The organism is Streptomyces sp. 35G-GA-8 (assembly GCF_023534745.1).
Classification (GTDB): domain Bacteria; phylum Actinomycetota; class Actinomycetes; order Streptomycetales; family Streptomycetaceae; genus Streptomyces.
In genome coordinates, this window is the sequence record NZ_JAMHJQ010000006.1 from 501,659 (window position 1) to 524,168 (window position 22,510).

The following is a 22,510-nucleotide window of genomic DNA, read 5'->3' on the forward strand; positions in this document are numbered from 1 at the left end:
CCCTCTGTCGCTGATCCGACCTGTCGAGGCCGGCCTTCCAGGGCCCTCGGCACCCCGGCCCTGCCCCGGTCCCCGGCGGCGCCCTCCCGGGTGACCTCGGACCCCGCGACCGCCCGATGAGCCGGGGACGTAGGCCGGTCTCCTCCGCCGGACCCGTCGTCCTTCCTCGTCCGGGACTCTCTTGTCCCGCGCCCGGCCGACGGCATTCCGCTCCGAGAACGGACTCTCCCGAGTCGCCGTACCCGCCCCGATGCCGCGGCGGTGCACGGCGTCGCCGCTCGTGCGCCACCGCGTCCACCGCGTCCACCGCCCGCGCCGACCAGCGCGCCGTGCAACTCCCTTGATTTCACTGCCCGTTGCCCGGCGGCTTGCCTTCGGTGCTGCCCTGTCCGCCGCGGACCCTCCCTTCCCGTTCTCCGCTCATTTCTCGCCCGAACCTCTCCCGTTTCGCCGGGGCCCCCGCCCGGGCGTCCCACGGCCCCGCCCGCGTACCCGAGTGCACCGGCACGGCCCAGAAAGGTGGCGCACCCATGCCGATCCTCCGCATCCCTTCCACCACCGCCGGCGCGGACCGCCCGGCCACCGCACCGCCGTCCACTCCGCCGTCCGGTTCCGGCCCCGGCATCGATCTCGGCCCCGCCCCCGGCCTCGGACGGCGGTCGTTCCTCGGACTCTCGCTCGGCGCGGGCGCCGCACTGGCCCTCACCGCCTGCGGAGGCGGCACCACCTCATCGGCCGGCGCTCAGGGTTCCACCCTCAAATGGGGCTGGAACCTGACGACTTCCTGGGATCCGGTCACCTCCTCGGCCGGCTGGGACGTGCACTCCCTCTCCCTCGTCTACTCGGGGCTCACCACACTCGACCAGGCCGGAAACGCCGTTCCCGCCCTGGCCACCTCATGGAAGTACAACGCCGAGGGCACCGTCGTCACCTTCACCCTCCGCCAGGGCCAGAAGTTCGGCGACGGCACGCCGATCGACGCCACCGCCGTGAAGAAGAGCCTCGAACGCGGCCGGGACTATGCGAAGTCCCTGGTCGCCTCGCAGCTCGTCGGCGTGGAGCGGGTCACCGCCGTCGACGCACGCACCGTCGAACTGCGGCTCACCGAGCCCGACTTCCAGATACCGCTGCTCCTCGCCGGGAAGACCGGGATGATCGTCAACCCGAAGGTCTTCGAGAGCGACGCCGCGAGCCTCGCCACGGAGCCGGCCGGCTCGGGACCGTACACCCTGGTCTCGTACGTTCAGAACTCGAAGGCCGTGCTGCGCCGCAACCCGGACTACTGGGACGCCGGCCGTGTCAAGATCGAGAACTTCGAGCTCTATCCGCTCCCCGAGCCGTCGACGGTGGTCGCCGCTCTCACCTCGGGGCAGTACAACGTGGCGCAGATACCCGGCAGTCAGGTGGCGGCGGCCAAGGCCGCGGGCCTGGAGGTCCAGGTCATCCCCTCCATGGTGGTGGCCGTGCTCGATGTCCATATCGGCAAGGAGCCCTACACCGACCCTGATGTGGCTCTCGCGCTGAAGTACGCCATCGACCGCGAGGAACTGGTCAGGACCGCGTCCTTCGGGCAGGGCGACGCCACCCGGCAGCCGTTCCCCAAGGGCTACGCGGGCCATGACGACGCCCTGGACGAGCTCTTCCCGTACGACCCCGAGAAGGCGAGGGAGCTGCTGGCGAAGGCGGGCCACGCCGATGGGCTGGAGATCACGCTGTCCGCCCAGAAGGCCGAGGGCGTACCGGAACTGATCCAGGCCCAGCTGAAGAAGGTCGGCATCACCGCCACGATCGAGACCGTCCCGGCGGCCCGCGCCACCCAACTCGTCTATGTCCAGCGGAGCAAGGCGCTCTATGTCGACCAGTTCGCCGGGCGCGAGTCCGCCACCCAGGGCTTCCAGGTGCTCTTCGGCAAGGAGGGCCTGATGAACCCGGGCCGCACCACCTCGCCCGAGCTGGAGAAGGCGCTCGACGAGGTCCGCCGCACGCCGCTGGACGCGCCCGACTATCCGGCCGTTCTCCAGAAGGCCACCGGGATCGCCGTACGGACCATGCCGAACGTCTTCCTCTACACCACGCCGCGCATCCTGGCGCGCAATCCCAAGGTCTCCGAGATCCCCGCGTACACCGTCGTCCAGCGGTTCGAGGGGGTCACCGTCTCATGACCGCGCCCGTACTGGCGGGGCCGTCGCGCACCGCGCGGCTCGCGCGCGGGGGCGCCGGGCGCCGACGGCTCGCCGGGGCGCCCCGGCCGCTCGGCCGGCTGCTCGTCACCACCGCCACGGTCTTCGTACTGGCCTCGCTCCTCACCTTCGCCCTCGGCGCTCTGTCCGACGCCAATCCGGCCGCGGCCGTGCTCGGCGACCAGGCGACCCCGGCCGATATCGCCCGGATGGAGGCGCAGTTCGGCCTGGACCGGCCGCTGTACGCGCAGTATCTGAGCTGGCTCGGCCACGCGCTCACCGGCGATCTCGGCGTCTCATGGTTCACCGGCGTCCCCGTCGCGGACAGCGTCGCGCAGGCGCTGCCGGTGGATCTGTCCATCGCGGGGCTGGCCCTGCTGCTCGCCGTACTGATCGGCGGCGGGGCCGGCATCGCCGCGGCGCTGAACAGCGGCGGACGGATCGACCGGGCCGTCACGCTCGTCTGCTCGGTCCTCGCCACACTGCCGCCGTTCCTCATCGGCATCGTGCTGATCGTCGTCTTCGCGGTGCAGCTCGGCGCACTGCCCACCGGCGGGTACGTACCGCTCGGGCAGAGCCCGGGGGAGTGGCTGCGGTACGCGATACTCCCCGCGTTCGCCCTCAGCCTGGACGCCGCCGCGTCCATCGCCCGGCAGCTGCGGACCTCGCTCGTCGGGGCCCTGCGCGAGAACTATGTGACCGGCGCCGAGATGCGTGGCTTCTCGGCGCGGCGCGTGCTGTTCGGCCATGTCCTGCGCAACGCGGCGGGACCCGCGCTCTCCGTCCTCGGGGTGAGCGTGCCCGTGATTCTGGGCGGCGCGGTGGTCACCGAGAAGATCTTCAATCTGCCGGGAATCGCCCAGCTGTCGCTCCAGTCCGCCGAGCAGCACGACATCCCCGTCATCCAGGGGACGCTGCTGGTGACCGTCGCTGTCGTGCTCGTCGCCAACATCGGTGTCAACGCCGCGCTCGGCGCGCTCAATCCGGCGGCCCGCGAGCGGTCGGGCGGCGGCCGTGGCGCCGCCGGGGAAGGCGGGACGTCATGAGAACCCTTCGCCGCACCTGGCGGCTGCCCTCGGCCCGGATCTCGCTGGCCGTGCTGGCTCTCGTCGGGCTGCTCGCGGTCGCGGGCGGCGCCCTCGCGCCGCACGATCCGCTGGCCCAGCACCCGGTGGACATGCTGCACGGACCCAGCGCCGCGCATCCACTGGGGACCGACTACCTGGGGCGTGATGTCCTCAGCAGGCTCCTGGCGGGCACGGGAAGTTCGATCGTCGGCGCCCTGGAGGCCGTCGGGGCGGCGATGCTGCTCGGAATCGTGCCCGGGATCGCCTCCGTATGGCTCGGCAGGACCGTCGAATGGACGGCGCAGCGCGCTGCGGACACCTTGATGATCATGCCGTTCACGGTCTTCGCGATCGCCGTGGTGGGCGCGCTGGGCAACGGTGTGCACCAGGCGATGCTGGCGCTGGGCGTGCTCTTCGCCCCGCTGTACTTCCGGGTGACGCGCGCGGCGGCGCTGGGTCTGAAGCAGGCTCAGTACGTCGAGGCGGCGGAGCTGATGGGCGCGTCCCGCTGGTGGATCCTGCGCACCCATGTCTGGGGCAAGATCCTGCCCACGGTGGCCGTCACGACGGCCCAGGCCGTAGGACAGGCGCTGCTGGTGGTCGCGTCCCTGACCTTCCTGGGGCTGGGCGTCCAGCCGCCCGCGCCGACCTGGGGCGGGATGCTCGCCTCCGACCTGGGTTATCTGGCGCAGCAGCCCTGGGCGCCGCTGATCCCGGGCGCCGCGATCATGATCACGGTCGGCGCTCTGAACATTCTCGCGGACGCGGTACGCGACAGCGGCACGGCGGCCGGCGATCCACGGGTGCCGGCCCGGGCCCCGTCCATCGGGACGGCGGCTCCGGTCCCGTCGGCGGGGACGACGGCGGCTCCGGCCCCGGTCGCGCTGCCGCGTCAAGTCCCCGAGCGCGAGGGTGAGTCGGCCGACCCCGCCGCCTCCCCGCCGGGCCCTGCCCCCCGTACCGCCCATGGCCACTCAGAGGAGGTCGAGCAGCGTGTCACCACTGGCTGACCACGACGCGCCGCCCGTCGCGGTGTCAGGACCGGTCGACCCCGTACTGACCGTCGACGGGCTCGATGTCACTGTCCCCGGCGGAGCACACGCCGTCCGGGATGTGTCCTTCACGCTCGCGCGCGGCGAAGCCGTCGGGCTCGTGGGGGAGTCCGGCAGCGGGAAGAGCCTGACCTGCCGGTCCGCCCTCGGTGTGCTGCCCGCCGGATGCGCGGTGTCGGGCGGCCGTATCACCCTGGGCGCCAACGGCACCGAACCCGCCGCCGATCTCACCGCGTTCACCCGCAAGCAGTGGAACGCGGTACGCGGCAGCCGGATCGGGGCCGTGTTCCAGGACCCCGCCTCCTATCTCAACCCCTCGCTCACCGTGGGACGCCAGCTCGCCGAGCAGCTACGGGTGGGAGGCGGGCTCTCCCGCACGGACGCGCGCGGCCGAGCCGTCGAGCTGTTCGCGGCCGTCGGACTGCACCGCCCCGAGGAGGTCTTCCACCAGTATCCGCACGAGCTGTCCGGCGGGATGCTCCAGCGCGTCCTGATCGCCGTCGCCGTCTCCTGCGCACCCGAACTCCTCATCGCGGACGAGGCCACCACCGCCCTCGATGTGGTCATCCAGGCGGAGATCCTCGAACTCCTCCAGCGTCTGCGGGCCGAACAGGGCCTCGCCCTGCTCCTCGTCACCCATGACCTGGCGGTGGTCGCCGAGAGCTGCGACCGCGTCCTCGTGATGTACGCGGGCGAGATCGTCGAGGACGGTCCGACCGCCGAAGTGCTCGCCGCGCCCGCGCATCCGTACACCGAGGCGCTGCTGCGGGTCGCGTCGATCGGTGCCTGGGGACGGCGTGAGCTGGACATCATCCCCGGCCGGCCGCCGGAGACCGGCGCCGTACTGCCCGGCTGCCGGTTCGCCGACCGCTGCGCCCACGCCGCCGCCCGGTGCACCGAGGGGCCCATCGCCCGGTACGCGCTGGACGACGGACACGGGGCCCGCTGCCTGCGCCCGGCCGGACTGCTGGACGAAGCGCCCGCCACGCGCCCCGGGGGCGCCGGATCTCCCGCGGATGCCGCCGCATCCGCATCCCCAACCGCATCCGCCACCGCTTCCGCCTCCACGCCCGAACCCATGGCGGAAGGAGCCTCCGCATGACCACCGTCCTGGGCCGGGACCTCACCACCCGGAAGGGAGACCCGGCCGCGTCACCAGAAGATCGGGCCCCCTTGCTGGAGATCAGCGGACTGACCGTGTCGTACGGCCGCCGGGCCACTTCGCTGCGGCGCGCCGGCACCACGCGGGTGCTCTCCGGCGTCGATCTCACCATCCGTACGGGCGAGATCCTCGGGATCATCGGCGAGACCGGCTCGGGCAAGACCACCCTGGCCCGTGCCACGGTCGGGCTGGTACGGCCGGAGGCGGGCAGCATCGCCTTCGAGGGCACCGATCTGCTCCGGCTCACCCGTCGTGGGCTGCGGGACTTCCGGCGCACCGGACGGGTGCAGTTCATGTTCCAGGACCCGCTCCGCTCCCAGGACCCGGAGTTGACGGTACGTCAGACAGTGGCCGAGCCACTCGCCGCCGTCGGAGCCCTCACCCGGCGGGAACGCGCCGAGCGTGCCGACGAGGCGCTGGCGCTCGTGGGGCTGGACGCACGGGCGCTGGGATCGCGTATCCCCGGGCAGCTCTCCGGCGGCCAGCGCCAACGGGTCTCGCTCGCCCGCGCCATCGTCACCCGGCCACGCCTGCTGCTCAGCGACGAGCCGGTCAGCGCGCTGGACGCCTCCAACCGCAATCTCGTACTGAGCCTGCTCGACCGCCTCCGCCGTGAACTGGGCCTCGCCGTCGTCGTCATCTCCCACGACCTCAGCTCGCTGGCGGGGACCGCGGACCGGGTCGCCGTCCTCTTTCGCGGACGCCTCGTGGAACAGGGCCCCATCGGCGCGGTACTTGAGCGGCCCCGGCATCCGTACACCGCGCTGCTCACCGCGTCCGCGCCGAGCGTACGCACTGAACACCGGCTGTCGCCCGCCCAGTTGAGGCCCGCGCCCGACCGCGAGCCGTGGCCGGACGACGAGGGCTGTGTCTTCGCGCCACGCTGCCGCTTCGCGGGACCGGAGTGCCGGGACGAGCCGCGTCCCGCCGCCGTCACGGAGGCCGGGCGGTCCCACTCCGTCGCCTGCCACCACGCCGACGGCTGGCGGGCCCTGCTCGGCTGACCGCACGCGGAAGACCCACCCCGCGGAACCACCCCATGGAAGGAGAGCCACCCCCGTGGACGGAGAACCACCAAACGACCATCGAGTTCGCGCGCTGCCGCCCCTGGACCTCGGCCGGCTCCCCGCCCTCACCACCGCACTCGCCGCCCGTGCGGCCGAGCACGACCGCGACGCCTCCTTCCCGGCCGAGGGGTTCGTCCTCGCCCGGGAGGCCGGGCTGCTCACCGCCACCGTGGCGGCCCGGCACGGCGGCCCCGGGGCCGGACTCGCCGACACCGTCCGCATCCTGCGCGCGCTCGGGGCAGGGGACCCGGCCGTCGCGCTGGTCACCGCCATGACGCTGTTCACGCATGCCGCGCAGGCCCGTACCCCGAGCTGGCCGCCCGCCGCGTACGCCGCGCTTCTCGACGAGGCGGCCACCGGACCGGCCCTGGTCAACTCCCTTCGCGTCGAGGCGGAGTTGGGCAGCCCGGTACGCGGCGGACTCCCCGCCACCACCGCCCGGCGCGAGGGCGCCGACTGGCTGCTGACCGGACGGAAGATCTACTCGACCGGCGCCGTCGGGCTCAGCCGGATGCTGGTCTTCGCGCGGACGGACGAGGACCCCGTACGCGTCGGCACCTTCATCGTGCGCGCCGGCAGCCCGGGGCTGACCGTCGAAGCGACCTGGGACCACGTCGGACTGCGCGCCAGCCGCAGCGACGATGTCGTCCTCGACTCCGTACCCGTACCGGCCGACGACGTCATCGCGCTCGACGAACCCGGCGATATCCCGGGCGCCCGGCCCGACGTGGAGACCGGCGCCTGGAACGCACTCGGGCTGACCGCCCTCTATCTGGGCATCGCGGGCGCGGCCAGGGACTGGCTCACCGGCTTTCTGCACGACCGGGTCCCGACCGCGCTCGGCGCGCCACTGGCCACGCTGCCCAGGTTCCAGAGCGCGGTCGGCGAGATCGAGGCCGCTCTCCTGGGGGCGAACACGCTGGTCGACGCGGTGGCCGGGCGGATCGACGACGGCGACCCGGAGGCCGCGGAGCGGGCCGGCGCCATCAAGGTGCTCGGCACCCGCGCCGCCGTCACGGCCGTCGAACAGGCCGTCGCGCTCACCGGCAATCACGGCCTCACCCGAGCCAACCCGCTCCAGCGGCACTACCGCGACGTGCTGTGTGCGCGGGTGCACACACCACAGGACGACTCCGTACTGCTCACCACCGGCCGCGCGGCGCTCGCCCGTGCGCTCGACCGCCGGTCCGCACCGAAAGGCGACTGAAACCCATGCCGGATCCGACCGCACCATCCGCCCCCACGGTCTCTGCCCCTGCCGAGTCCTCCGCCGCTCCTGTGGCGGCTTCCGCCCCGGTGATCCCCGCCGCTCCGAACGGCCCGAGCCCTCACGGCGTCGAGTTCATCGGCATGATCGGGACCCAGGACGCCTCCGAGACCAGGCCGCCCAGCGGGCCCGTCATCGACCGTGATTACACGGCCCGGTTCGCCCGCGCCCACGAGGACGCCGGCTTCGACCGGATCCTCATCGGCTACAGCTCAAGCAGGCCCGACGGCGCGCAGGTCGCCGCGTATGTCGCCGCCAGGACCGAACGCCTCGGTCTGCTCGTCGCCCACCGCCCAGGCTTCATCGCGCCGACGCTCGCGGCCCGTTCCTTCGCCACGCTCGACCAGTTCAGCGGTGGACGCGTCGCCGTACACACCATCACCGGGGGCAACGACACCGAGCAGCGCAGGGACGGTGACTATCTCGACAAGGAGGAGCGCTACGAGCGCACCGACGAGTATCTGTCCATCCTGCGCCGCGCCTGGGCGTCCGCCGAACCCTTCAGCCACGAGGGGCGTCATTACCGCTTCGAGGGGTACGGGTCCGAGGTGCTGCCCTGCCATCCGTCGGGCATCCCGCTCTACTTCGGCGGCTCCTCCGAGGCCGCCTACCGGGTGGGCGGCAGGCACGCGGACACCTTCGCGCTGTGGGGTGAGCCGCTCGCCGAGACCGCCGAGCAGATCGCGTCCGTGCGCGCGGCGGCCGTCGCCGCCGGACGCACCGCACCCCCGGGCATCAGTGTGTCCTTCCGCCCGATTCTCGGCGCCACCGAGGAACTGGCCTGGGAGCGGGCGCACCGCATCCTGGCTACCATCAAGTCCGGTGCCGGACGGCCCTTCTTCGACCAGACGCGCCACCACCAGGGGCAGAGCGGCCCGGCCGACGTCGGCCCGGCCAACGTCGGTTCGCAGCGGCTGCTCGCCGCGGCGGCCAAGGGCGACCTCCATGACCGCGCGCTGTGGACGCCGACGGCCACCGCCACCGGAGCGGGTGGCAACACCACGGCCCTCGTCGGCACCCCGGAGACCGTCGCGCGTGCGCTGCTCGACTATGTCGACATCGGCGCGACCACGCTCCTCATCCGTGGGTACGACCCGCTGGACGACGCGGTCGAGTACGGGCGCGAGCTGATCCCGCTCGTCCGTCAGGAACTCGCCCACCGGAGGGCCAACGCGGTCGCCTCGCCGGTCGCGTCGTCCGCCACCGTCGAGACGGCCGACCTGTGACCATTCGGATGAAGGGAAGCGGCATGACCATGTCCGCGGAACGCACCGCAGCCACCGACGAGATACTGCGCCGCACCCTGCGGCGGCACGCCGCCGGGGTCACCGTGATCACGGTCCCGGGGCCGGCCGGCTTCACCGCGACCTCGTTCACCTCGGTCTCGCTGGAACCGGCGCTGGTCTCCTTCTGCCTCGGTCTCACGGCCTCCACGCTCGCCGCCGTACAGGGCGCCGACCGCTTCGCCGTCCATGTGCTCGGCGTCGAGAACACCACGCTCGCCCGGCAGTTCGCCCGCAGCGGCATCGACCGGTTCGCCGGGGTCCCCTGGACGGCGGACCATGACGGACTGCCACTGCTTCAGGGCGTCCCGGCCTGGCTCAGCGCCCGGGTGACACTGCGTCAACGCGTCGGTGACCATGTGCTGGTGGTCGGCGAGGTCGAGTCGGGCGGCGGCCATGGCGAGGGGCAGGCGCTGGTGCACCACAATGGCGCGTTCGCCGCGCCGGTGCCGCTTCCACCGAACTAGGCCCTGTCTGCCCTGTCTGCCCCGTCGGCCGGAGCGCGGAGTCATGTCCGCCTTCCGGCCCTCGCGGGGCGTCATGCTCTGGACGTCCACTGTTCAGCCAGCCGACACCCGCTCTGCCCGAAAACGACCGTATGCGCGTATGCCATGAAGCATGGCAACACAGGACCGGAATCGGACAGAGTCAGATGTGAACCATTCGCCCCGCGCCCGCATTCGCGCCGGCGACCCGGCCGAATTCGGGCGGTTATTCGAGGATTACGCCGGAATCGTCTATCGCTATGCCATGCGTGTAACCGGTGACTGGGCCACCGCCGAGGACGTCGTGTCGCTGACCTTTCTGGAGGCGTGGAGGCTGCGCGAAAAAGTGCACCCGGAGGGGGAGAGCCTGCGTCCCTGGCTGCTCGGAATCGCCACCAACGTCCTGCGCAACACCGTGCGCACGGCCAGACGCCATCACCTCGCGCTCGCCCGGCTACCGGAACCGGAAGCCGTACCGGACTTCGCGGAGGGGCTGGCCGCCCGGCTGGCCGACACGGAGGAACTGGCCGCCGCCCGGGTGGCGTTAGGCGGGCTCCGGCGTGCGGAGCGGGAGGTCTTCGCCCTGTGCGTCTGGGAAGGGCTCGACCACGCGGCCGTCGCCAAGGCACTCGGGGTGGCCGTCGGCACCGTACGCTCCCGACTCTCCCGCGCCCGCGGGCGGCTGCGGCAACTCACCGAAGCGGAACTGCGCCGCAGCAGAGCCAAGCACCCCGGAGCCAAAGACGGCGGAGCCCGTAACAGCAGAGGCGAAGGCGTCGGCGATAATAGCGGCAGAAAGGATACGCAACGCTCCTCCTTCCGCGGACAGTTCATAGAGAGCCGCACTTCGGCGGCCGCGTCGACACAGAAGGGAAACCGATGAGTTTCTTCTCGCGATGGCGGTCCCATGCCGGGCACGAGGATTCCTTTCCGTTCCCCCCGGCGCCACCATACGAAGGTCTCTCCGCCGAGCGGCAGAATCTCCTCAAGCAGCGTTTCCTGCGACAGATAACCCGGGAATCCGCGCCCGAGCCCTCACCCGTACGGCCGGTCCGTCCCCGCCGGTATCGGCCGGCCGCCCTCGTGGCCGTCCCCGCTCTGCTCGTCGCCGCCCTGGCCATGGTGACAAGCCTCACGGGCGCGTTCCGCGGCTCCGCGGCCGACCACCACGAAGCGGTGCGGCTGCTGGACCGTATCGCCGTGGTGGCCGCCGAGCGCCCGGCCAGGACGGTACGCGACGAGCAGTACGTGTACACGAGGATCAAGGGCTCGTGGCCGGTGCCGGACGAGGGCACGGACGTCTTCATCCGTGAGGACTGGATCGCGGTGGACGGCGAGCGGAACGGCCTCGCCCGGCAGGTGTACGAACCGGGAAGCCCTTCGCTGGACTCCCGGCCCCCTGACGGGGGGACGGTGCTCGACAAGGACCTCACCATGACCACATACCGTGAGCTGGAGGCCCTTCCCACCGACCCGGACGCCTTGCTGGAGAAGATCGAGAAGGACACCGAGGGCCAGGGCCCGGCCTCCGGCCAGGCGGTCTTCGAGGCCATCGCCGAGATGCTCCCGCAGTCGACCCTCCGGCCCGAGCTGAACGCGGCGCTGTACCGGGCGACCGCCAGGATCCCCGGGGTTGTCGTCAGAAAGGGCGCCATCGACGCCGCGGGACGGTACGGAATCGGCCTCGCCTTCCACACGGACGGCGACGACGTCGTCTGGGTCTTCGACAAGGACCGGCTGACGTATCTCGGCACGAACAAGGTCGCGCTCCTCGACGTGGGCATCGCCGACGCGACGGACCAGCGGCCCCTCTCCCGCTGAGGGGCGGATCCACCCGCGCCGCCGCACCCGATATCGGTCCCTCCCCGGAGGCCGGTGGTATCGGGCTCAGGACGTGGCGCTCGCACGGCGACCGGCGGCTCCAGTGGCTCCGACGGCCGTGCCCAGTGTCTCCGGCCTGCTCGCGTACGGCAGTTCGTCGATCGGCAGGTCGGTGCAGAACCGTGCCATGAGGTCGGCGAAGTCCGCGATCCGCTCCACCGGAGCCAGATGGTCGGTCTCGTCGATGGTCAGGAATCGCGCCTCGGGAAGCTGGGCGGCCACCTCACGTCCCATGGCGGGCGTGCACAGCGTGTCGTGCTCACCGGTCACCACCAGGCTCGGCACGGCGGGTACCGGTTCCGGCCGGTACCACTCGTGCCGCATCAGCCGGGTGTTGTGCTCCGCGGACTTCTTCAGCTGCTCGGGGTCCTGCCCGGCGATCTGCTGGTACACCAGCCGGGACACGGCGGCGTGCTTGCGTACCCGGCCCGTGCCGGGCGGCGACATGAAACGGTCCGCCAGCTCACGGGCGATGGTCTCCGTCTCACCACGGTCGATCATGACGGACCAGCGCTCCATCGCCGCCGCGTAGTCCGCCGGGATCCGGGTGGTCATCCCGACCAGCAGCAGCCGGGCGAGCATCCCCGGGTAGTGCTGGGCGAAGCGCAGACCGACCGCGCCGCCGTAGCAGGCCGCGACCAGATTGACGCGCGGTACGTCGAGTTCGGTGAGCAGATGCCGGATGGTCGCGGCGAGGAAGTCGACGCCGTAGTGCGCGGGCAGGAAGTCGGCCGTACCGTACCCCGGCAGATCCACGGTGATCACCTGCCCCAGCGGAGCGAGCCACTTCTCGTGCCGTACCCAGGAGTGGCGGTCCTGGGACGAGCCGCCCAGCACGAGAAGCGGCTCGGTGAGCGCGGTGCCGTGATCGACGATGCGGCAGGTGTAGCGGAAGCCGTCGAACGTCAGATCGCGCTCGTCGACCGGGCCGTCGGGACCGCCTTCCTCGGCCGGCTGCTCCGGGATCAGCTGAGGGACCATGGGCGAGTCCTGCTCCTGGGCGAGAACGGCATCGATGGGCATGGATCACTCCAGAGCTACGGAAGGGACAAGAACGTCCCTGCCTAGCAGTTGACCCGGCCCGTTCACGCATTGCTGACCCGATCGTGGGCGGTTCGCGCCCCGGGGTCCGCTGGTCGATTCGACTCTCGCTCAGCAGCACGACGAATCGGTACCCGGGAGGGTGCACCCATGGTCCGCGGAGGCATCCCGGCATCGCCGACTTCCCGGACAAACCCGTCGCCGGGGTGAACCTTACGAGGTCCGGCCGGTGCCCTTGACTTCGAGTGCGCTCCAATTCGTAGCCTTTTGGCCATGACAACCCCACAGCACACGATCGGATCCGGTTTCGGAGCCCGCAGCACCACTCAGGACGTGCTGCGCGGCATCGACCTCAGCGGCGCACTCGCCGTCGTCACCGGTGGATACTCGGGCCTCGGCCTGGCGACCACCCGCGCCCTCACCGGCGCCGGAGCCCATGTCGTGGTGCCCGCCCGGCGACCCGAGACCGCGCGGAAGGCGCTCGACGGCATCGACGGCGTCGAGGTCGACGAACTCGACCTCGCCGATCTCGACAGCGTCCGCCGGTTCGCCGAGCGGTTCCTCGCCTCGGACCGCTCCATCGACATCGTCATCAACAACGCGGCGGTCATGGCCTGCCCGGAGACCCGGATCGGGCCCGGCTGGGAGGCGCAGTTCGCGACCAACCACCTCGGTCACTTCGCGCTGGTGAACAGGCTCTGGCCGGCGATCGTCCCCGGCGGCGCCCGGGTCATCTCCCTCTCCTCGTCCGCCCACCGCAATTCGCCCATCCGGTGGGACGACATGTGGTTCGCGCACGACTACGACAAATGGCAGGCCTACGGTCAGGCGAAGACCGCCAACGCGCTGTTCGCCCTGGAACTCGACGCGCTCGGCCGGGACTCCGGCGTACGGGCGTTCTCGGTGCACCCCGGCGGCATCCTCACCCCGTTGCAGCGCCATCTCCCCAAGGCGGAAATGATCGCCGCCGGCTGGATCGACGAGGCCGGAAACGCGGTGAACCCCGTGTTCAAGACGGTGGAGCAGGGCGCCGCCACCCAGGTGTGGGCGGCGACCTCCCCCCAGCTGGCGGGCGCGGGCGGCGTGTACTGCGAGGACTGCGACATCGCCGAGCCCGCCTCGGAGGATGTCTCGGTGCCCGGTGGCGTACGCGCCTACGCGACCGACCCCGAGCAGGCGAAGCGCCTGTGGCGGCTCTCGGCCGAGCTGACCGGAGTCAACGCGTTCGCGGCGACCGCGTGAGCGGACTCCTCCGCCGCAGGGCCCCGCTCCGTCTCACCGGCCGGCCCCGGCCCGTCGCGCCCGGCGCCCGGCCCGGCTCTAGGCTGGGCGGACCGGTACACGCGAGCGAAAGCGAGAGATCCGTGACCAGGACCCCGGTGCGGGCACTCAATGACGGCACCGCCCTGCCCGCCGTCGGCCTCGGCACCTATCCGCTCGACGACGACGCGAGCGAGAAGGCCGTCGCGGGCGCGCTGGCGCTCGGCTACCGGCTGATCGACACCGCGCTGAACTACCGCAACGAGACCGGCACCGGACGGGGTGTCGCGCGCGCCGGGGTGCCCCGCGAGGACATCGTCGTCACCACCAAGCTGCCGGGCCGGCACCATGGTTACGAGGAGACCCTCGCGTCCTTCGAGGAGTCCCGCGCCAAGCTGGGCCTCGACTACGTGGATCTCTATCTCATCCACTGGCCGCTGCCGCGCGTGGACAAGTACGTCGAATCCTGGAAGGCGATGATCAAGCTCCGGGAGGACGGGCTCGTCCGGTCCATCGGGGTCTCCAACTTCACTCCCGCGCACATCGAGCGCCTGGAGGCGGAGACCGGTGTCCTGCCCTCCGTCAACCAGATCGAGATGCATCCCGCCCTTCCCCAGGAGGAACTGCGCGCCGTGCACGCGGCCAAGGGGATCCGTACCGAGAGCTGGAGCCCGCTCGGGCGGGGCAGCCGGCTGCTGACGGATCCGGAGACCGTGGCGATCGCCGAAGAGCACGGCGTCACCCCGGCGCAAGTGGTGCTGCGCTGGCACACCCAGCTCGGCGCCGTACCCATCCCGAAGTCCGGGGACCCCGGCCGTCAGCGGGAGAACCTGGATATCTTCGGGTTCGAGCTGACGGCCGGTGAACTGGCCAGGATCTCGGCCGGTCCGCACCGCAGGCTCGGCGGAGACCCGGAGCACCACGAGGAGTTCTGACGGTCGGCGCGCGCCGACCGACACGTTCCGGCGATCGGCGCACGCGCCGCTGCCCGGTCCCGCCGCGCGCGGGCAGCGGCGCGCGTCAGCAGATACGGGGGAGTTGCTCGCCCAACGGCGTGTCCACCACCCGGGTGCCGCCCAGACCCGTGCTCGCCACGACCATGCCGGGGTGGTCCGTCGTGCACGTGCCGATCGCCACCGCCCCACGGCCCCGTGGATGTGCCCGCATCGCCGCCAGCACCTCGTCGGCGTGGGCCGGCGGTACGAACGCCACGAGTTTGCCCTCGTTGGCGACATACAGCGGATCGAGGCCCAGGAAGGCGCACGCGTTGGCGACGGAGTCCGGCACCGGAAGGGCCCGTTCCCGCAGGGCGATGCCCACCCCCGCCGCCGAGGCGATCTCGTTGAGCGAGGTCGCGAGCCCGCCACGGGTCGGATCCCGCAGTACGTGCAGATCGCGGCAGACGTTCAGCATGGCCTGGACGAGCGAGGCGAGCGGCGCCGTGTCGCTCACGATCTCCACCCCGAACTCCAGACCCTCCCGGACGCTCATGATCGCCACGCCGTGCTCACCGATGGGACCGCTGACGATGATCACATCGCCGGGCGCGGCACGCCGTGGACGGATGTCGATCCCGTCGGGGATCAGCCCGATGCCCGCCGTGTTGATGAAGATGCCGTCGCCGTGTCCCGCGTCCACGACCTTGGTGTCGCCCGTGGCGATGACCACCCCCGCGGCCCTGGCGGCGGCTCCGAGCGCCTCGGCAACCCGGCCGACCGTGGCGAGTTCGACGCCCTCCTCCAGAATGAACCCGCAGGACAGATAGGCGGGCACGGCGCCCATCATGGCCAGGTCGTTGACCGTCCCGTTGACCGCGAGATCGCCGATGCCGCCGCCCGGGAAGAACAACGGACGCACGACATACGAGTCGGTGGAGAAGGCGAGACGCGCTCCGCCGAGGGTGACGGTCGCGGCATCGCCCAGCTCCGCGAGCACGTCGCCGCCGAACGCCGGCGCGAAGAGATGCTCGACGAGTTCGGCCGAGAGCTGTCCACCACCACCGTGTCCCATGACGACCTTCGCGTGGTCACGGAGCGGGGCGGGACAGGTCCACCCGGAGAAGTCGGCGGTGGCGGGCGGCGCTTCGGGCAGGACGGCGTCCGCCTCGCTCGGCCGGAGCCCGGTCGTCTCAGCCAAGGGAAGTCACCTCTTCGCGCGCGCCGGCGGTGCCCGCCGCGTCCGGTGTCGCCAGCCTGCGGTACAGGAAATACGCGGCGCAGGCGCCCTCGCTCGACACCATCGTCGCGCCGAGCGGATTGCGCGGGGTGCAGGTCGTGCCGAACGCCTCGCACTCATGCGGTTTGATCAGCCCCTGAAGCACCTCACCGCTGCGGCACTCCGTGGATTCCTCCGTATGCATCCCCGTCACCGAGAAGCGGTACTCCGCGTCGTACTGCCGGTACGCGGGGGACAGCCGCCAGCCGCTGGCCGGGATCATCCCGATACCGCGCCAGGCCCGGTCGGTGACCTCGAAGACATCGGCCAGCATGGCCCGCGCGGCCGGGCTGCCCTCCGCCTGGACCGCACGGGGGTAGGCGTTCTCGACGGTGTGCTCACCGGCCTCCAGCTGGCGTACCGCGCGCCGGATGCCCTCCAGGATGTCCAGCGGTTCGAAGCCGGTGACCACGATGGGGACGCGGTGCCGCTCGGCGAGCTCGGGGTACTCGCCGAGCCCCATCACCGTGCAGACGTGCCCGGCGGCGAGGAACGCCTGCACCCGGCAGTCGGGCGAGTTCATGATGGCGTTGATCGCCGGGGGCACCCGGACGTGCGAGACCAGCAGGCTGAAGTTCGTGACGCCGAGCTTCCTGGCCTGGTAGACCGTCATGGCGTTGGGCGGGGCCGTGGTCTCGAACCCGATCCCGAAGAAGACCACCTGGCGGTCCGGATTGCGCTGGGCGATCCTGAGCGCGTCGAGCGGGGAGTACACGACCCGTACGTCCCCGCCTTCGCTCTTGACCTTGAACAGATCACGGCCACTGCCGGGCACCCGCAGCATGTCGCCGAACGAACAGAAGATCACATCGGGGCGGGAGGCGATCTCCAGCGCCTTGTCGATGGTGTCCAGGGGGGTCACACAGACCGGGCAGCCGGGGCCGTGGATGAGTTCGATGCCCTCGGGGAGCAACTGGTCGATGCCATGGCGGATGATCGAGTGGGTCTGGCCGCCGCAGACCTCCATCAGCGCCCAGGGGCGGGTGGCGGTGGCGTGGATGTCGTCGAAGAGGTGCCGGGCCAGTTCGGGATCACTGAATTCGTCAAGATACTTCATCTCATGGTCTCTTCCGTGAGGGCTCAGGGCTCAGGGCGCAGGACTCGGGACTCGGCGGTCAGGGCCGCGTACCGAGGGGATCGGGGTTCGCGGGGCCGGCCCCCGGCGACCCGGGGGACGGCGGAGTCCCGGCGGGACGCTCGGCCCCCGCCTCCCGCGCGGCCCGTCCCCACGCATCGCCGAACTCCTCCTCCAGAACGCCCAGATTCTCGAAGAGCCGCAGTGTCTGCCGCGCTGATTCCTCGTCGAGCCGCTGGAGCGCGAAGCCGACATGGACGATCGCGTAGTCACCGACCTTCATCTCCGGCACATACTCCAGACAGACGTCCTTGATGACGCCGCCGAAGTCGACCTGGGCCATCCGGGTTCCTTCGCGCTCCTCGATCTCCAGTACTCTGCCGGGCACGGCAAGGCACATCGCTCCTCCTTCACGTCAAGCGGTGGTCAACGGGCAGTCCGGCCGCGAGCCCGGCCGGTGGCTCAGTTCGTCGTCCGGGCGGCGACCATCAACTGGCCCAGCGCCAGCCCGCCGTCGTTCGGTGGCACCGTGCGGTGCCGCAGCACGGTGAATCCGTCGCGCTCCAGCCGCTGCGCACAGCCGCTGGTCAGCAGGGCGTTGCAGAACACCCCGCCGGTCAGTGCGACGGTGGTCAGGCCGGTACGCTCACGGGCCGCCCGGCACACCTCGTGGGCCAGCGACACCACCGCGCCATGGAACCGGGCGGCCACCGTGCTCGCGTCCACGCCCGCCCGCAGGTCCTCGACGGCGGCGGCCAGTACCGGCGCGGGGTCGGCCGGCAGCGGCGCGTCCCCGGACCTCGGGGCGGCGGGCAGCCCGAACCGGTAGCCGAAGGACCGTATGTCCCCGGCCGCCGTCAGCGCCGCGTGCTCCAGCTCCATGGCCGCCTGGGCCTCGTACTCCACGCGGTGGCACACCCCGGCGAGCGACGCGACGGCGTCGAACAGCCGCCCCATGCTGGAGGTGGGTACGCAGCTGATCCCCCGGTCGAGCTGACGCTCCAGCAGCCGCCGTTCGGCGGGCGGGCACGCGGCGACACACGGCAGCTCCTCGGACCACGGCAGACCCGCCGCCCGCAGATGGGAGAGCGCCATGCGGTACGGGTTGCGTACGGCCGCGTCGCCGCCGGGCAGCGGCACATACGCCAGATGCGCGAACCGGCGGAAGCCGTCGTAGTCCGCGATCAGCACCTCGCCGCCCCACACGGCGCCGTCGTCGCCGTAGCCGGTGCCGTCGAAGGCGACACCGATCACCGGCGTCGAGCCGTCCAGACCGTGTTCGGCCATCGTGGACGCCACATGCGCGTGATGGTGCTGGACGCGGCGCACCGGGCGGCCCTCCGCACGGCGCTCCGCCCACTGGCCGGAGCGGTAGCCGGGGTGCCTGTCCGCGACGAGCACCCGAGGTTCGACCGAGGCCAGCTCCGAGAGCTGGTCCACCGCGCTCTCGAAGGCGCTCAGCGTCGCCAGGTCGTCCATGTCGCCGACATGGGCGGACAGCCACGCGTACCGGCCCTCCGCGACACAGAAGGTGTTCTTCAGGTCCCCGCCGACCGCGAGTGCCGGTTCCACCGGGAGGGGCAGGGCGACCGGGAGCGGGGCGTAGCCGCGCGAGCGCCGTACGGGAAGCTCCTGGCGCGCGCAGATCCGCACCACGGAGTCGTCGCACGGCACCCGCACCGGCCGGTCGTGCGTCAGCCAGGCGTCCGCGAGCCCGTCCAGCCGGATCAGCGCCTCCTCGTCATCGGTGACGATGGGTTCGCCGGAGCGGTTGCCGCTGGTCATCACGAGCACGGGCGGGCCCGCCGGATCGCCGGGCAGGCCCAGCAGCAGATGGTGCACGGGTGTGTAGGGCAACAGCACCCCGAGATCGGGACTGCCGGGCGCGACACCGTCCGTGACGAGTGACCAGGACCGCGACCCGGTTCCGGCCGTGCCGCGCGCCCCGGGCCCCGAGCTGTCCCGGCGCCGCAGCAGGACGACCGGTCGGCGCCGGCCGAGCAGCAGATCGCGCTCCAGCGGGCTCGTGAAGACGAGACGTTCCACCGTCTCCAGCGAGCCGGCCATCACCGCGAACGGCTTCGCGCCACGGTTCTTGCGCGTGCGCAGCGTCTGTACGGCGGAGGGATCGGAGGCGTCGCAGGCGAGGTGATAGCCGCCCAGCCCCTTCACCGCCACGACCGCTCCCGCCGCCAGGAGCCGGCGCGCCCCCGCCAGCGCGTCCTCACCGGTCGGTGGCGTGCCGGTGGATCCCCGGGTGATCAGGGTGAGCCGGGGACCGCAGGAATGGCAGGCGACCGGCTGGGCGTGAAAGCGCCGGTCGGCGGGGTCCGCGTACTCGCGCGCGCAGTCGGCGCAGAGCGGGAACGCGGCCATGGTGGTCTGCGCCCGGTCGTACGGGAGTCCGGTCACCACGGTGAACCGGGGGCCGCAGTGGGTGCAGCTGATGAACGGATGGCGATAGCGGCGGTCGCGCGGGTCCGTCAGTTCGGACAGACAGTCGTCGCAGGTCGCGATGTCGGGGGAGACGAGAGTACGGCCGCTGCCGCCCGCCGAGGGACGGATGGCGAACCCGTTGCCCCCCGCCGTCGGTACGGTACGGAGCTGGACGGATTCGACGACGGCCAGCGGGGGAGCGTCGGTGGCGAGCCGCTGACAGAACGCCGTGACATCGGGGCCCGCCCCCTCCACCTCCGTCTCCACACCGTCCGCGTTGTTGGTGACCCAGCCCGTCAGGCCCAGTTCGCTGGCGAGCGCGTACACGAACGGCCGGAAGCCGACGCCCTGGACGACACCGCGTACGACGACACGCCGGCGTTCGAGGGGAGCGACGGGGGTGTCGGTGCCGATGCCCGCGTCGGCGTCGGCACCCGTGTCGGTGTCGGTGATGGGTCGGCTCATGGCGTGTCTGCCGCTCCGGGGACCGGGACGGAGGCCGCGGCGGGGTGTTCATGGGAAGGCCCGCCCCCGTGCGCGGCATCGTGCCCCTGCCCGGCATCGTGCCCCTGCCCGGTCTCGTGCTCGTGCCCGTCGTGCGTATGGCCGTCCTCGTCGCCGTGATGGTGGTGCAGATACCGTTCGTGCTGGTGCGCGAGCACGGGCCGGTGTACGGGAGCCCCGCCGGCGACCCGGAGGATGAGGGCCAGCAGTTCGTCCACCCCCGCGCCGGTACGCGCCGAGGTCTCCAGCACCGGCACGCCGGGGTTCACCTGCCGCACATTGCGGTGGAACGTCGCCGCGTCGAACTCGACCGCCTCGGCGATATCCGTCTTGGTGATGACCACCAGATGGGCCAGGCCGAACGCCGTCGGGTACTTGAGCGGCTTGTCCTCGCCCTCGGTGACGGAGCCCAGTACGATCCGCAGGCTCTCCCCGAGGTCGTAGGAGGCGGGACAGACCAGATTGCCGACGTTCTCCACGAAGAGCACCCGGGTGTCCCGCGGCAGCCAGCCGTCCAGACGTTCCCGGAGCATCCCCGCCTCCAGGTGGCACAGCCCGTCCGTGAGCACCTGCTTGACCGGCGCCCCGGCGCGGGCGAGCCGCCGCGCGTCGTTCTCGGTGGCCAGATCGGCGGTCACCGCGGCGACGGCGACACCCCCGGCGACGGCACGGGCGAGCAACAGCTCCAGCAGCGCCGTCTTGCCGCTGCCCGGACTGGACAGCAGATTCACCTCCGCCGTTCCACGGGCGGCGAGATGCTCACGCAACTCCGCGGCGCCGGCATCGTTCTTGGCCAGCACGGCTTGGCGCAGATCAACCACTCGGCACATGGGTTGCCTCCTCGGGCGTATCCCGATCGTCACCGCTGACCGGGCTCGGCGCATCCGAGGGATCGGTGAGGACGACCTCGGCGATCTCCAGCTCCCGTCCCGACAGCAGTTCGCCGAGCGGGCGCGCGCACGCGGCGCACCACAGCATCGGCGGCACGCCGGTGTCACTCTCCCGGCCGCAGCCCGCGCACCGTGCGCGGCCGGGGACGGTCTCCATCTCCAGCCGGGCCCCGGCCAGTACGGTCCCCTCGCTCGCCAGCCCGAAGGAGAACCGGAGCGCCTCCGGCACCACACCCGCCAGCTCGCCGATCCTCAGCCGCAGCGAGGTGACACGACCGCCGCCGTTGGTACGGACGGCCTCCTCCACCTGGGCGACCACGGCGGTGGCGATGGACAGTTCATGCACGGCTCTCACCTCGTCAAGGAGTCCCGTCGGGTCCGGCGGGGCCCCGCTCGCGCCGACGGCGACGGCTGGCCCGGCCGGACCGGGCTGGTTAGCGTGGGAAGGGGCCACTCACCGCACCGTCGCACGGCCACCCGCAGGAGACCGCCGCCATGACGACGCACGACACCGAACGCCGGGCGCTGATGACCCCCGTCATCCTGCTGCTGCTCTCCGAACGGCCCGGACACGGATACGAACTGACCCAGCGGCTCGGCGCGTTCGGCTGGGCCGAGGCCGAATCCGCGCATGTGTACCGGCTGCTGCGCGGCATGGAGAGATGCGGCCAGATCTCCTCCCAGTGGCGGGCGTCGGCCTCCGGGCCGGCCCGCCGGGAGTACGAGATCACCGCGGCCGGGTCGATGAGTCTGGCGCTGTGGTTCGTCCGGTTGGGGGAACTGCACAGCACGCTCCATCTGTTCCTGGAGCGCTACATCCAGCTGAACGGCCCGGATCTCGCCGGGAGCGACGCCGGAGCACAGCCGCTGTCCGGGCACCCGCCCGCTCACTGACCCGCCCGCCGACCGGTCCTTCACATGCGCCGCATCCGCAGATAGCGGCGCAGGTCGGGTACGGATCTCGCCGTCTCGTACGCCACTCCGGCCATGACCACCCCGGCGCAGACCCACAACCAGGTCAGGTCGGCGTCCTTGGTGTGGTCCATCCCCTTCATCGGACGCGTCGAGTGCATGGAACTCATCTCCTTCGGTGTGCCGTGCTGGGGACCGCGCCCGGCGGGCGCCGTACGAGGTCGAGTACGAGGTCCGCCGCCGGTCCGACGGCGGCGGCCACCGGCTCGCTCAGCCCGATGCCCTCCTCGGCGGAGAGCGGCTGGCAGCCGACCACCTGCACGTGCTGGGGGAGGGTGCCGCCCGCCCCCGCGTGCAGATCCTTGACCAGCCTGAGCACCGCCGCCGGGTCCATCCCGTGCCCGTCCAATCGGGCGGGCGGTGCCCCTTCCGGTGCGGTGTCCGCCGGGTCCACCTCGATCACATAGACCGTTCCCGGGGGAGCGCCGCGGTCGACGGTGTCGACCAGGACGAGCCTGCGGTAGCCGTCCAGCAGCCGGTAGGCCAGATGGACACCCCGGATGCCCGCGTCCATGAGGTCGACGCCGGGCGGCAGCGGCCGGCCGGTCAGCCTGCGGACGGCCTCGACGCCGAACCCGTCGTCGCCGAGGAAGACATTGCCGATGCCCGCGATCAGGGTCCTGCCGTGCGAACTGTCCGGCAGCGGTACGGAGACGGAGTCCGTGGCGGCCATG

At 71.9% G+C, this 22,510-nt stretch carries 22 protein-coding genes; 13 read left to right on the forward strand and 9 right to left on the reverse strand.

Translation table 11 applies throughout. The features are described from left to right. Nucleotides 1-530: 530 nt before the first annotated feature. From M1203_RS16425 to M1203_RS16470, 10 genes are all read left to right on the forward strand, one after another. A complete protein-coding gene (locus M1203_RS16425; protein WP_249950436.1) occupies nucleotides 531-2,162 on the forward strand; it encodes an ABC transporter substrate-binding protein in 1,632 nt (543 codons plus the stop codon). Further along, nucleotides 2,159-3,226 carry an ABC transporter permease gene (locus M1203_RS16430; RefSeq protein ID WP_249950437.1) on the forward strand — a complete coding sequence of 356 codons (1,068 nt, stop codon included), beginning with the start codon at nucleotides 2,159-2,161 and terminating at the stop codon, nucleotides 3,224-3,226. The genes M1203_RS16425 and M1203_RS16430 overlap by 4 nt, the downstream gene beginning before the upstream one ends. Further along, the gene (locus M1203_RS16435) at nucleotides 3,223-4,257 is read left to right on the forward strand and encodes an ABC transporter permease (protein ID WP_249950438.1); all 1,035 of its coding nucleotides are present in this window, start codon (nucleotides 3,223-3,225) and stop codon (nucleotides 4,255-4,257) included. Before M1203_RS16430 ends, M1203_RS16435 begins: the two co-directional genes overlap by 4 nt. Next, complete coding sequence (locus M1203_RS16440; protein ID WP_374403121.1) at nucleotides 4,241-5,401, forward strand: ABC transporter ATP-binding protein; 1,161 nt, start codon at nucleotides 4,241-4,243, stop codon at nucleotides 5,399-5,401. The genes M1203_RS16435 and M1203_RS16440 overlap by 17 nt, the downstream gene beginning before the upstream one ends. Beyond that, nucleotides 5,398-6,465, forward strand: coding sequence for an ABC transporter ATP-binding protein (locus tag M1203_RS16445; RefSeq protein ID WP_249950439.1), 1,068 nt, complete (start codon nucleotides 5,398-5,400; stop codon nucleotides 6,463-6,465). Before M1203_RS16440 ends, M1203_RS16445 begins: the two co-directional genes overlap by 4 nt. Before the next feature lie 55 nt (nucleotides 6,466-6,520). Then, nucleotides 6,521-7,735 carry an acyl-CoA dehydrogenase family protein gene (locus M1203_RS16450; protein WP_249950440.1) on the forward strand — a complete coding sequence of 405 codons (1,215 nt, stop codon included), beginning with the start codon at nucleotides 6,521-6,523 and terminating at the stop codon, nucleotides 7,733-7,735. A 143-nt stretch (nucleotides 7,736-7,878) separates the two neighbouring features. Continuing rightward, a complete protein-coding gene (locus M1203_RS16455; protein WP_249950528.1) occupies nucleotides 7,879-9,021 on the forward strand; it encodes an LLM class flavin-dependent oxidoreductase in 1,143 nt (380 codons plus the stop codon). 23 nt (nucleotides 9,022-9,044) lie between these two features. Further along, entirely contained in the window at nucleotides 9,045-9,545 is a 501-nt protein-coding gene (locus M1203_RS16460) for a flavin reductase family protein (protein WP_249950441.1), read from the forward strand. Between the two features lie 151 nt (nucleotides 9,546-9,696). Next, complete coding sequence (locus tag M1203_RS16465) at nucleotides 9,697-10,446, forward strand: RNA polymerase sigma factor (protein WP_249950442.1); 750 nt, start codon at nucleotides 9,697-9,699, stop codon at nucleotides 10,444-10,446. Continuing rightward, nucleotides 10,443-11,384, forward strand: a complete 942-nt coding sequence (locus M1203_RS16470; protein WP_249950443.1) for a CU044_5270 family protein — start codon at nucleotides 10,443-10,445, stop codon at nucleotides 11,382-11,384. Before M1203_RS16465 ends, M1203_RS16470 begins: the two co-directional genes overlap by 4 nt. A gap of 66 nt (nucleotides 11,385-11,450) precedes the next feature. Here the strand turns inward: M1203_RS16470 and M1203_RS16475 are convergent, their stop codons facing one another. After that, complete coding sequence (locus M1203_RS16475; protein WP_249950444.1) at nucleotides 11,451-12,467, reverse strand: alpha/beta fold hydrolase; 1,017 nt, start codon at nucleotides 12,465-12,467, stop codon at nucleotides 11,451-11,453. 291 nt (nucleotides 12,468-12,758) lie between these two features. Between M1203_RS16475 and M1203_RS16480 the strand changes: the two genes are divergently transcribed. Both M1203_RS16480 and M1203_RS16485 read left to right on the forward strand, forming a co-directional pair. Further along, the gene (locus M1203_RS16480; protein WP_249950445.1) at nucleotides 12,759-13,727 is read left to right on the forward strand and encodes an SDR family NAD(P)-dependent oxidoreductase; all 969 of its coding nucleotides are present in this window, start codon (nucleotides 12,759-12,761) and stop codon (nucleotides 13,725-13,727) included. Between the two features lie 122 nt (nucleotides 13,728-13,849). Next, nucleotides 13,850-14,680, forward strand: a complete 831-nt coding sequence (locus M1203_RS16485) for an aldo/keto reductase (protein ID WP_249950446.1) — start codon at nucleotides 13,850-13,852, stop codon at nucleotides 14,678-14,680. An 85-nt stretch (nucleotides 14,681-14,765) separates the two neighbouring features. Here M1203_RS16485 and hypE read toward each other — a convergent pair whose 3' ends face one another. From hypE to M1203_RS16515, 6 genes are all read right to left on the reverse strand, one after another. Continuing rightward, nucleotides 14,766-15,755, reverse strand: coding sequence for a hydrogenase expression/formation protein HypE (gene hypE, locus M1203_RS16490; RefSeq protein WP_249950529.1), 990 nt, complete (start codon nucleotides 15,753-15,755; stop codon nucleotides 14,766-14,768). Nucleotides 15,756-15,873: 118 nt separating this feature from the next. Further along, the gene (hypD, locus tag M1203_RS16495; RefSeq protein WP_249950447.1) at nucleotides 15,874-17,016 is read right to left on the reverse strand and encodes a hydrogenase formation protein HypD; all 1,143 of its coding nucleotides are present in this window, start codon (nucleotides 17,014-17,016) and stop codon (nucleotides 15,874-15,876) included. A 58-nt stretch (nucleotides 17,017-17,074) separates the two neighbouring features. Further along, nucleotides 17,075-17,422 carry a HypC/HybG/HupF family hydrogenase formation chaperone gene (locus tag M1203_RS16500; RefSeq protein ID WP_374403126.1) on the reverse strand — a complete coding sequence of 116 codons (348 nt, stop codon included), beginning with the start codon at nucleotides 17,420-17,422 and terminating at the stop codon, nucleotides 17,075-17,077. A gap of 74 nt (nucleotides 17,423-17,496) precedes the next feature. Then, entirely contained in the window at nucleotides 17,497-19,935 is a 2,439-nt protein-coding gene (gene hypF, locus M1203_RS16505) for a carbamoyltransferase HypF (RefSeq protein ID WP_249950449.1), read from the reverse strand. After that, nucleotides 19,932-20,804 (reverse strand): hydrogenase nickel incorporation protein HypB, encoded by an 873-nt coding sequence (gene hypB, locus M1203_RS16510; RefSeq protein WP_249950450.1) that lies wholly within the window; start codon nucleotides 20,802-20,804, stop codon nucleotides 19,932-19,934. The genes hypF and hypB overlap by 4 nt, the downstream gene beginning before the upstream one ends. Beyond that, on the reverse strand, nucleotides 20,788-21,210 hold the full coding sequence (locus M1203_RS16515) for a hydrogenase maturation nickel metallochaperone HypA (RefSeq protein WP_249950451.1): 423 nt from the start codon (nucleotides 21,208-21,210) through the stop codon (nucleotides 20,788-20,790). The genes hypB and M1203_RS16515 overlap by 17 nt, the downstream gene beginning before the upstream one ends. 149 nt (nucleotides 21,211-21,359) lie before the next feature. Between M1203_RS16515 and M1203_RS16520 the strand changes: the two genes are divergently transcribed. Continuing rightward, a complete protein-coding gene (locus M1203_RS16520; RefSeq protein ID WP_249950452.1) occupies nucleotides 21,360-21,758 on the forward strand; it encodes a helix-turn-helix transcriptional regulator in 399 nt (132 codons plus the stop codon). Between the two features lie 20 nt (nucleotides 21,759-21,778). On the opposite strand, the gene M1203_RS16525 is transcribed toward M1203_RS16520, so the two are convergent. Next, nucleotides 21,779-21,937, reverse strand: a complete 159-nt coding sequence (locus M1203_RS16525) for a hypothetical protein (RefSeq protein ID WP_249950453.1) — start codon at nucleotides 21,935-21,937, stop codon at nucleotides 21,779-21,781. A 5-nt stretch (nucleotides 21,938-21,942) separates the two neighbouring features. Then, nucleotides 21,943-22,509: a hydrogenase maturation protease gene (locus M1203_RS16530; RefSeq protein ID WP_249950454.1), complete on the reverse strand. Its 567-nt coding sequence runs from the start codon at nucleotides 22,507-22,509 to the stop codon at nucleotides 21,943-21,945. Nucleotide 22,510: the final 1 nt, after the last annotated feature.

Bases quoted from the DNA above. Each gene is read 5' to 3' on its own strand.
- M1203_RS16425 (WP_249950436.1), top strand. From the start codon at position 531: ATGCCGATCCTCCGCATCCCTTCCACCACCGCCGGCGCGGACCGCCCG.
- M1203_RS16430 (WP_249950437.1), top strand. From the start codon at position 2,159: ATGACCGCGCCCGTACTGGCGGGGCCGTCGCGCACCGCGCGGCTCGCG.
- M1203_RS16435 (WP_249950438.1), top strand. From the start codon at position 3,223: ATGAGAACCCTTCGCCGCACCTGGCGGCTGCCCTCGGCCCGGATCTCG.
- M1203_RS16445 (WP_249950439.1), top strand. From the start codon at position 5,398: ATGACCACCGTCCTGGGCCGGGACCTCACCACCCGGAAGGGAGACCCG.
- M1203_RS16455 (WP_249950528.1), top strand. From the start codon at position 7,879: ATGATCGGGACCCAGGACGCCTCCGAGACCAGGCCGCCCAGCGGGCCC.
- M1203_RS16460 (WP_249950441.1), top strand. From the start codon at position 9,045: ATGACCATGTCCGCGGAACGCACCGCAGCCACCGACGAGATACTGCGC.
- M1203_RS16465 (WP_249950442.1), top strand. From the start codon at position 9,697: ATGGCAACACAGGACCGGAATCGGACAGAGTCAGATGTGAACCATTCG.
- M1203_RS16470 (WP_249950443.1), top strand. From the start codon at position 10,443: ATGAGTTTCTTCTCGCGATGGCGGTCCCATGCCGGGCACGAGGATTCC.
- M1203_RS16475 (WP_249950444.1), bottom strand. From the start codon at position 12,467: ATGCCCATCGATGCCGTTCTCGCCCAGGAGCAGGACTCGCCCATGGTC.
- M1203_RS16480 (WP_249950445.1), top strand. From the start codon at position 12,759: ATGACAACCCCACAGCACACGATCGGATCCGGTTTCGGAGCCCGCAGC.
- hypE (WP_249950529.1), bottom strand. From the start codon at position 15,755: ATGGGACACGGTGGTGGTGGACAGCTCTCGGCCGAACTCGTCGAGCAT.
- hypD (WP_249950447.1), bottom strand. From the start codon at position 17,016: ATGAAGTATCTTGACGAATTCAGTGATCCCGAACTGGCCCGGCACCTC.
- hypF (WP_249950449.1), bottom strand. From the start codon at position 19,935: ATGAGCCGACCCATCACCGACACCGACACGGGTGCCGACGCCGACGCG.
- hypB (WP_249950450.1), bottom strand. From the start codon at position 20,804: ATGTGCCGAGTGGTTGATCTGCGCCAAGCCGTGCTGGCCAAGAACGAT.
- M1203_RS16520 (WP_249950452.1), top strand. From the start codon at position 21,360: ATGACGACGCACGACACCGAACGCCGGGCGCTGATGACCCCCGTCATC.
- M1203_RS16525 (WP_249950453.1), bottom strand. From the start codon at position 21,937: ATGCACTCGACGCGTCCGATGAAGGGGATGGACCACACCAAGGACGCC.
- M1203_RS16530 (WP_249950454.1), bottom strand. From the start codon at position 22,509: ATGGCCGCCACGGACTCCGTCTCCGTACCGCTGCCGGACAGTTCGCAC.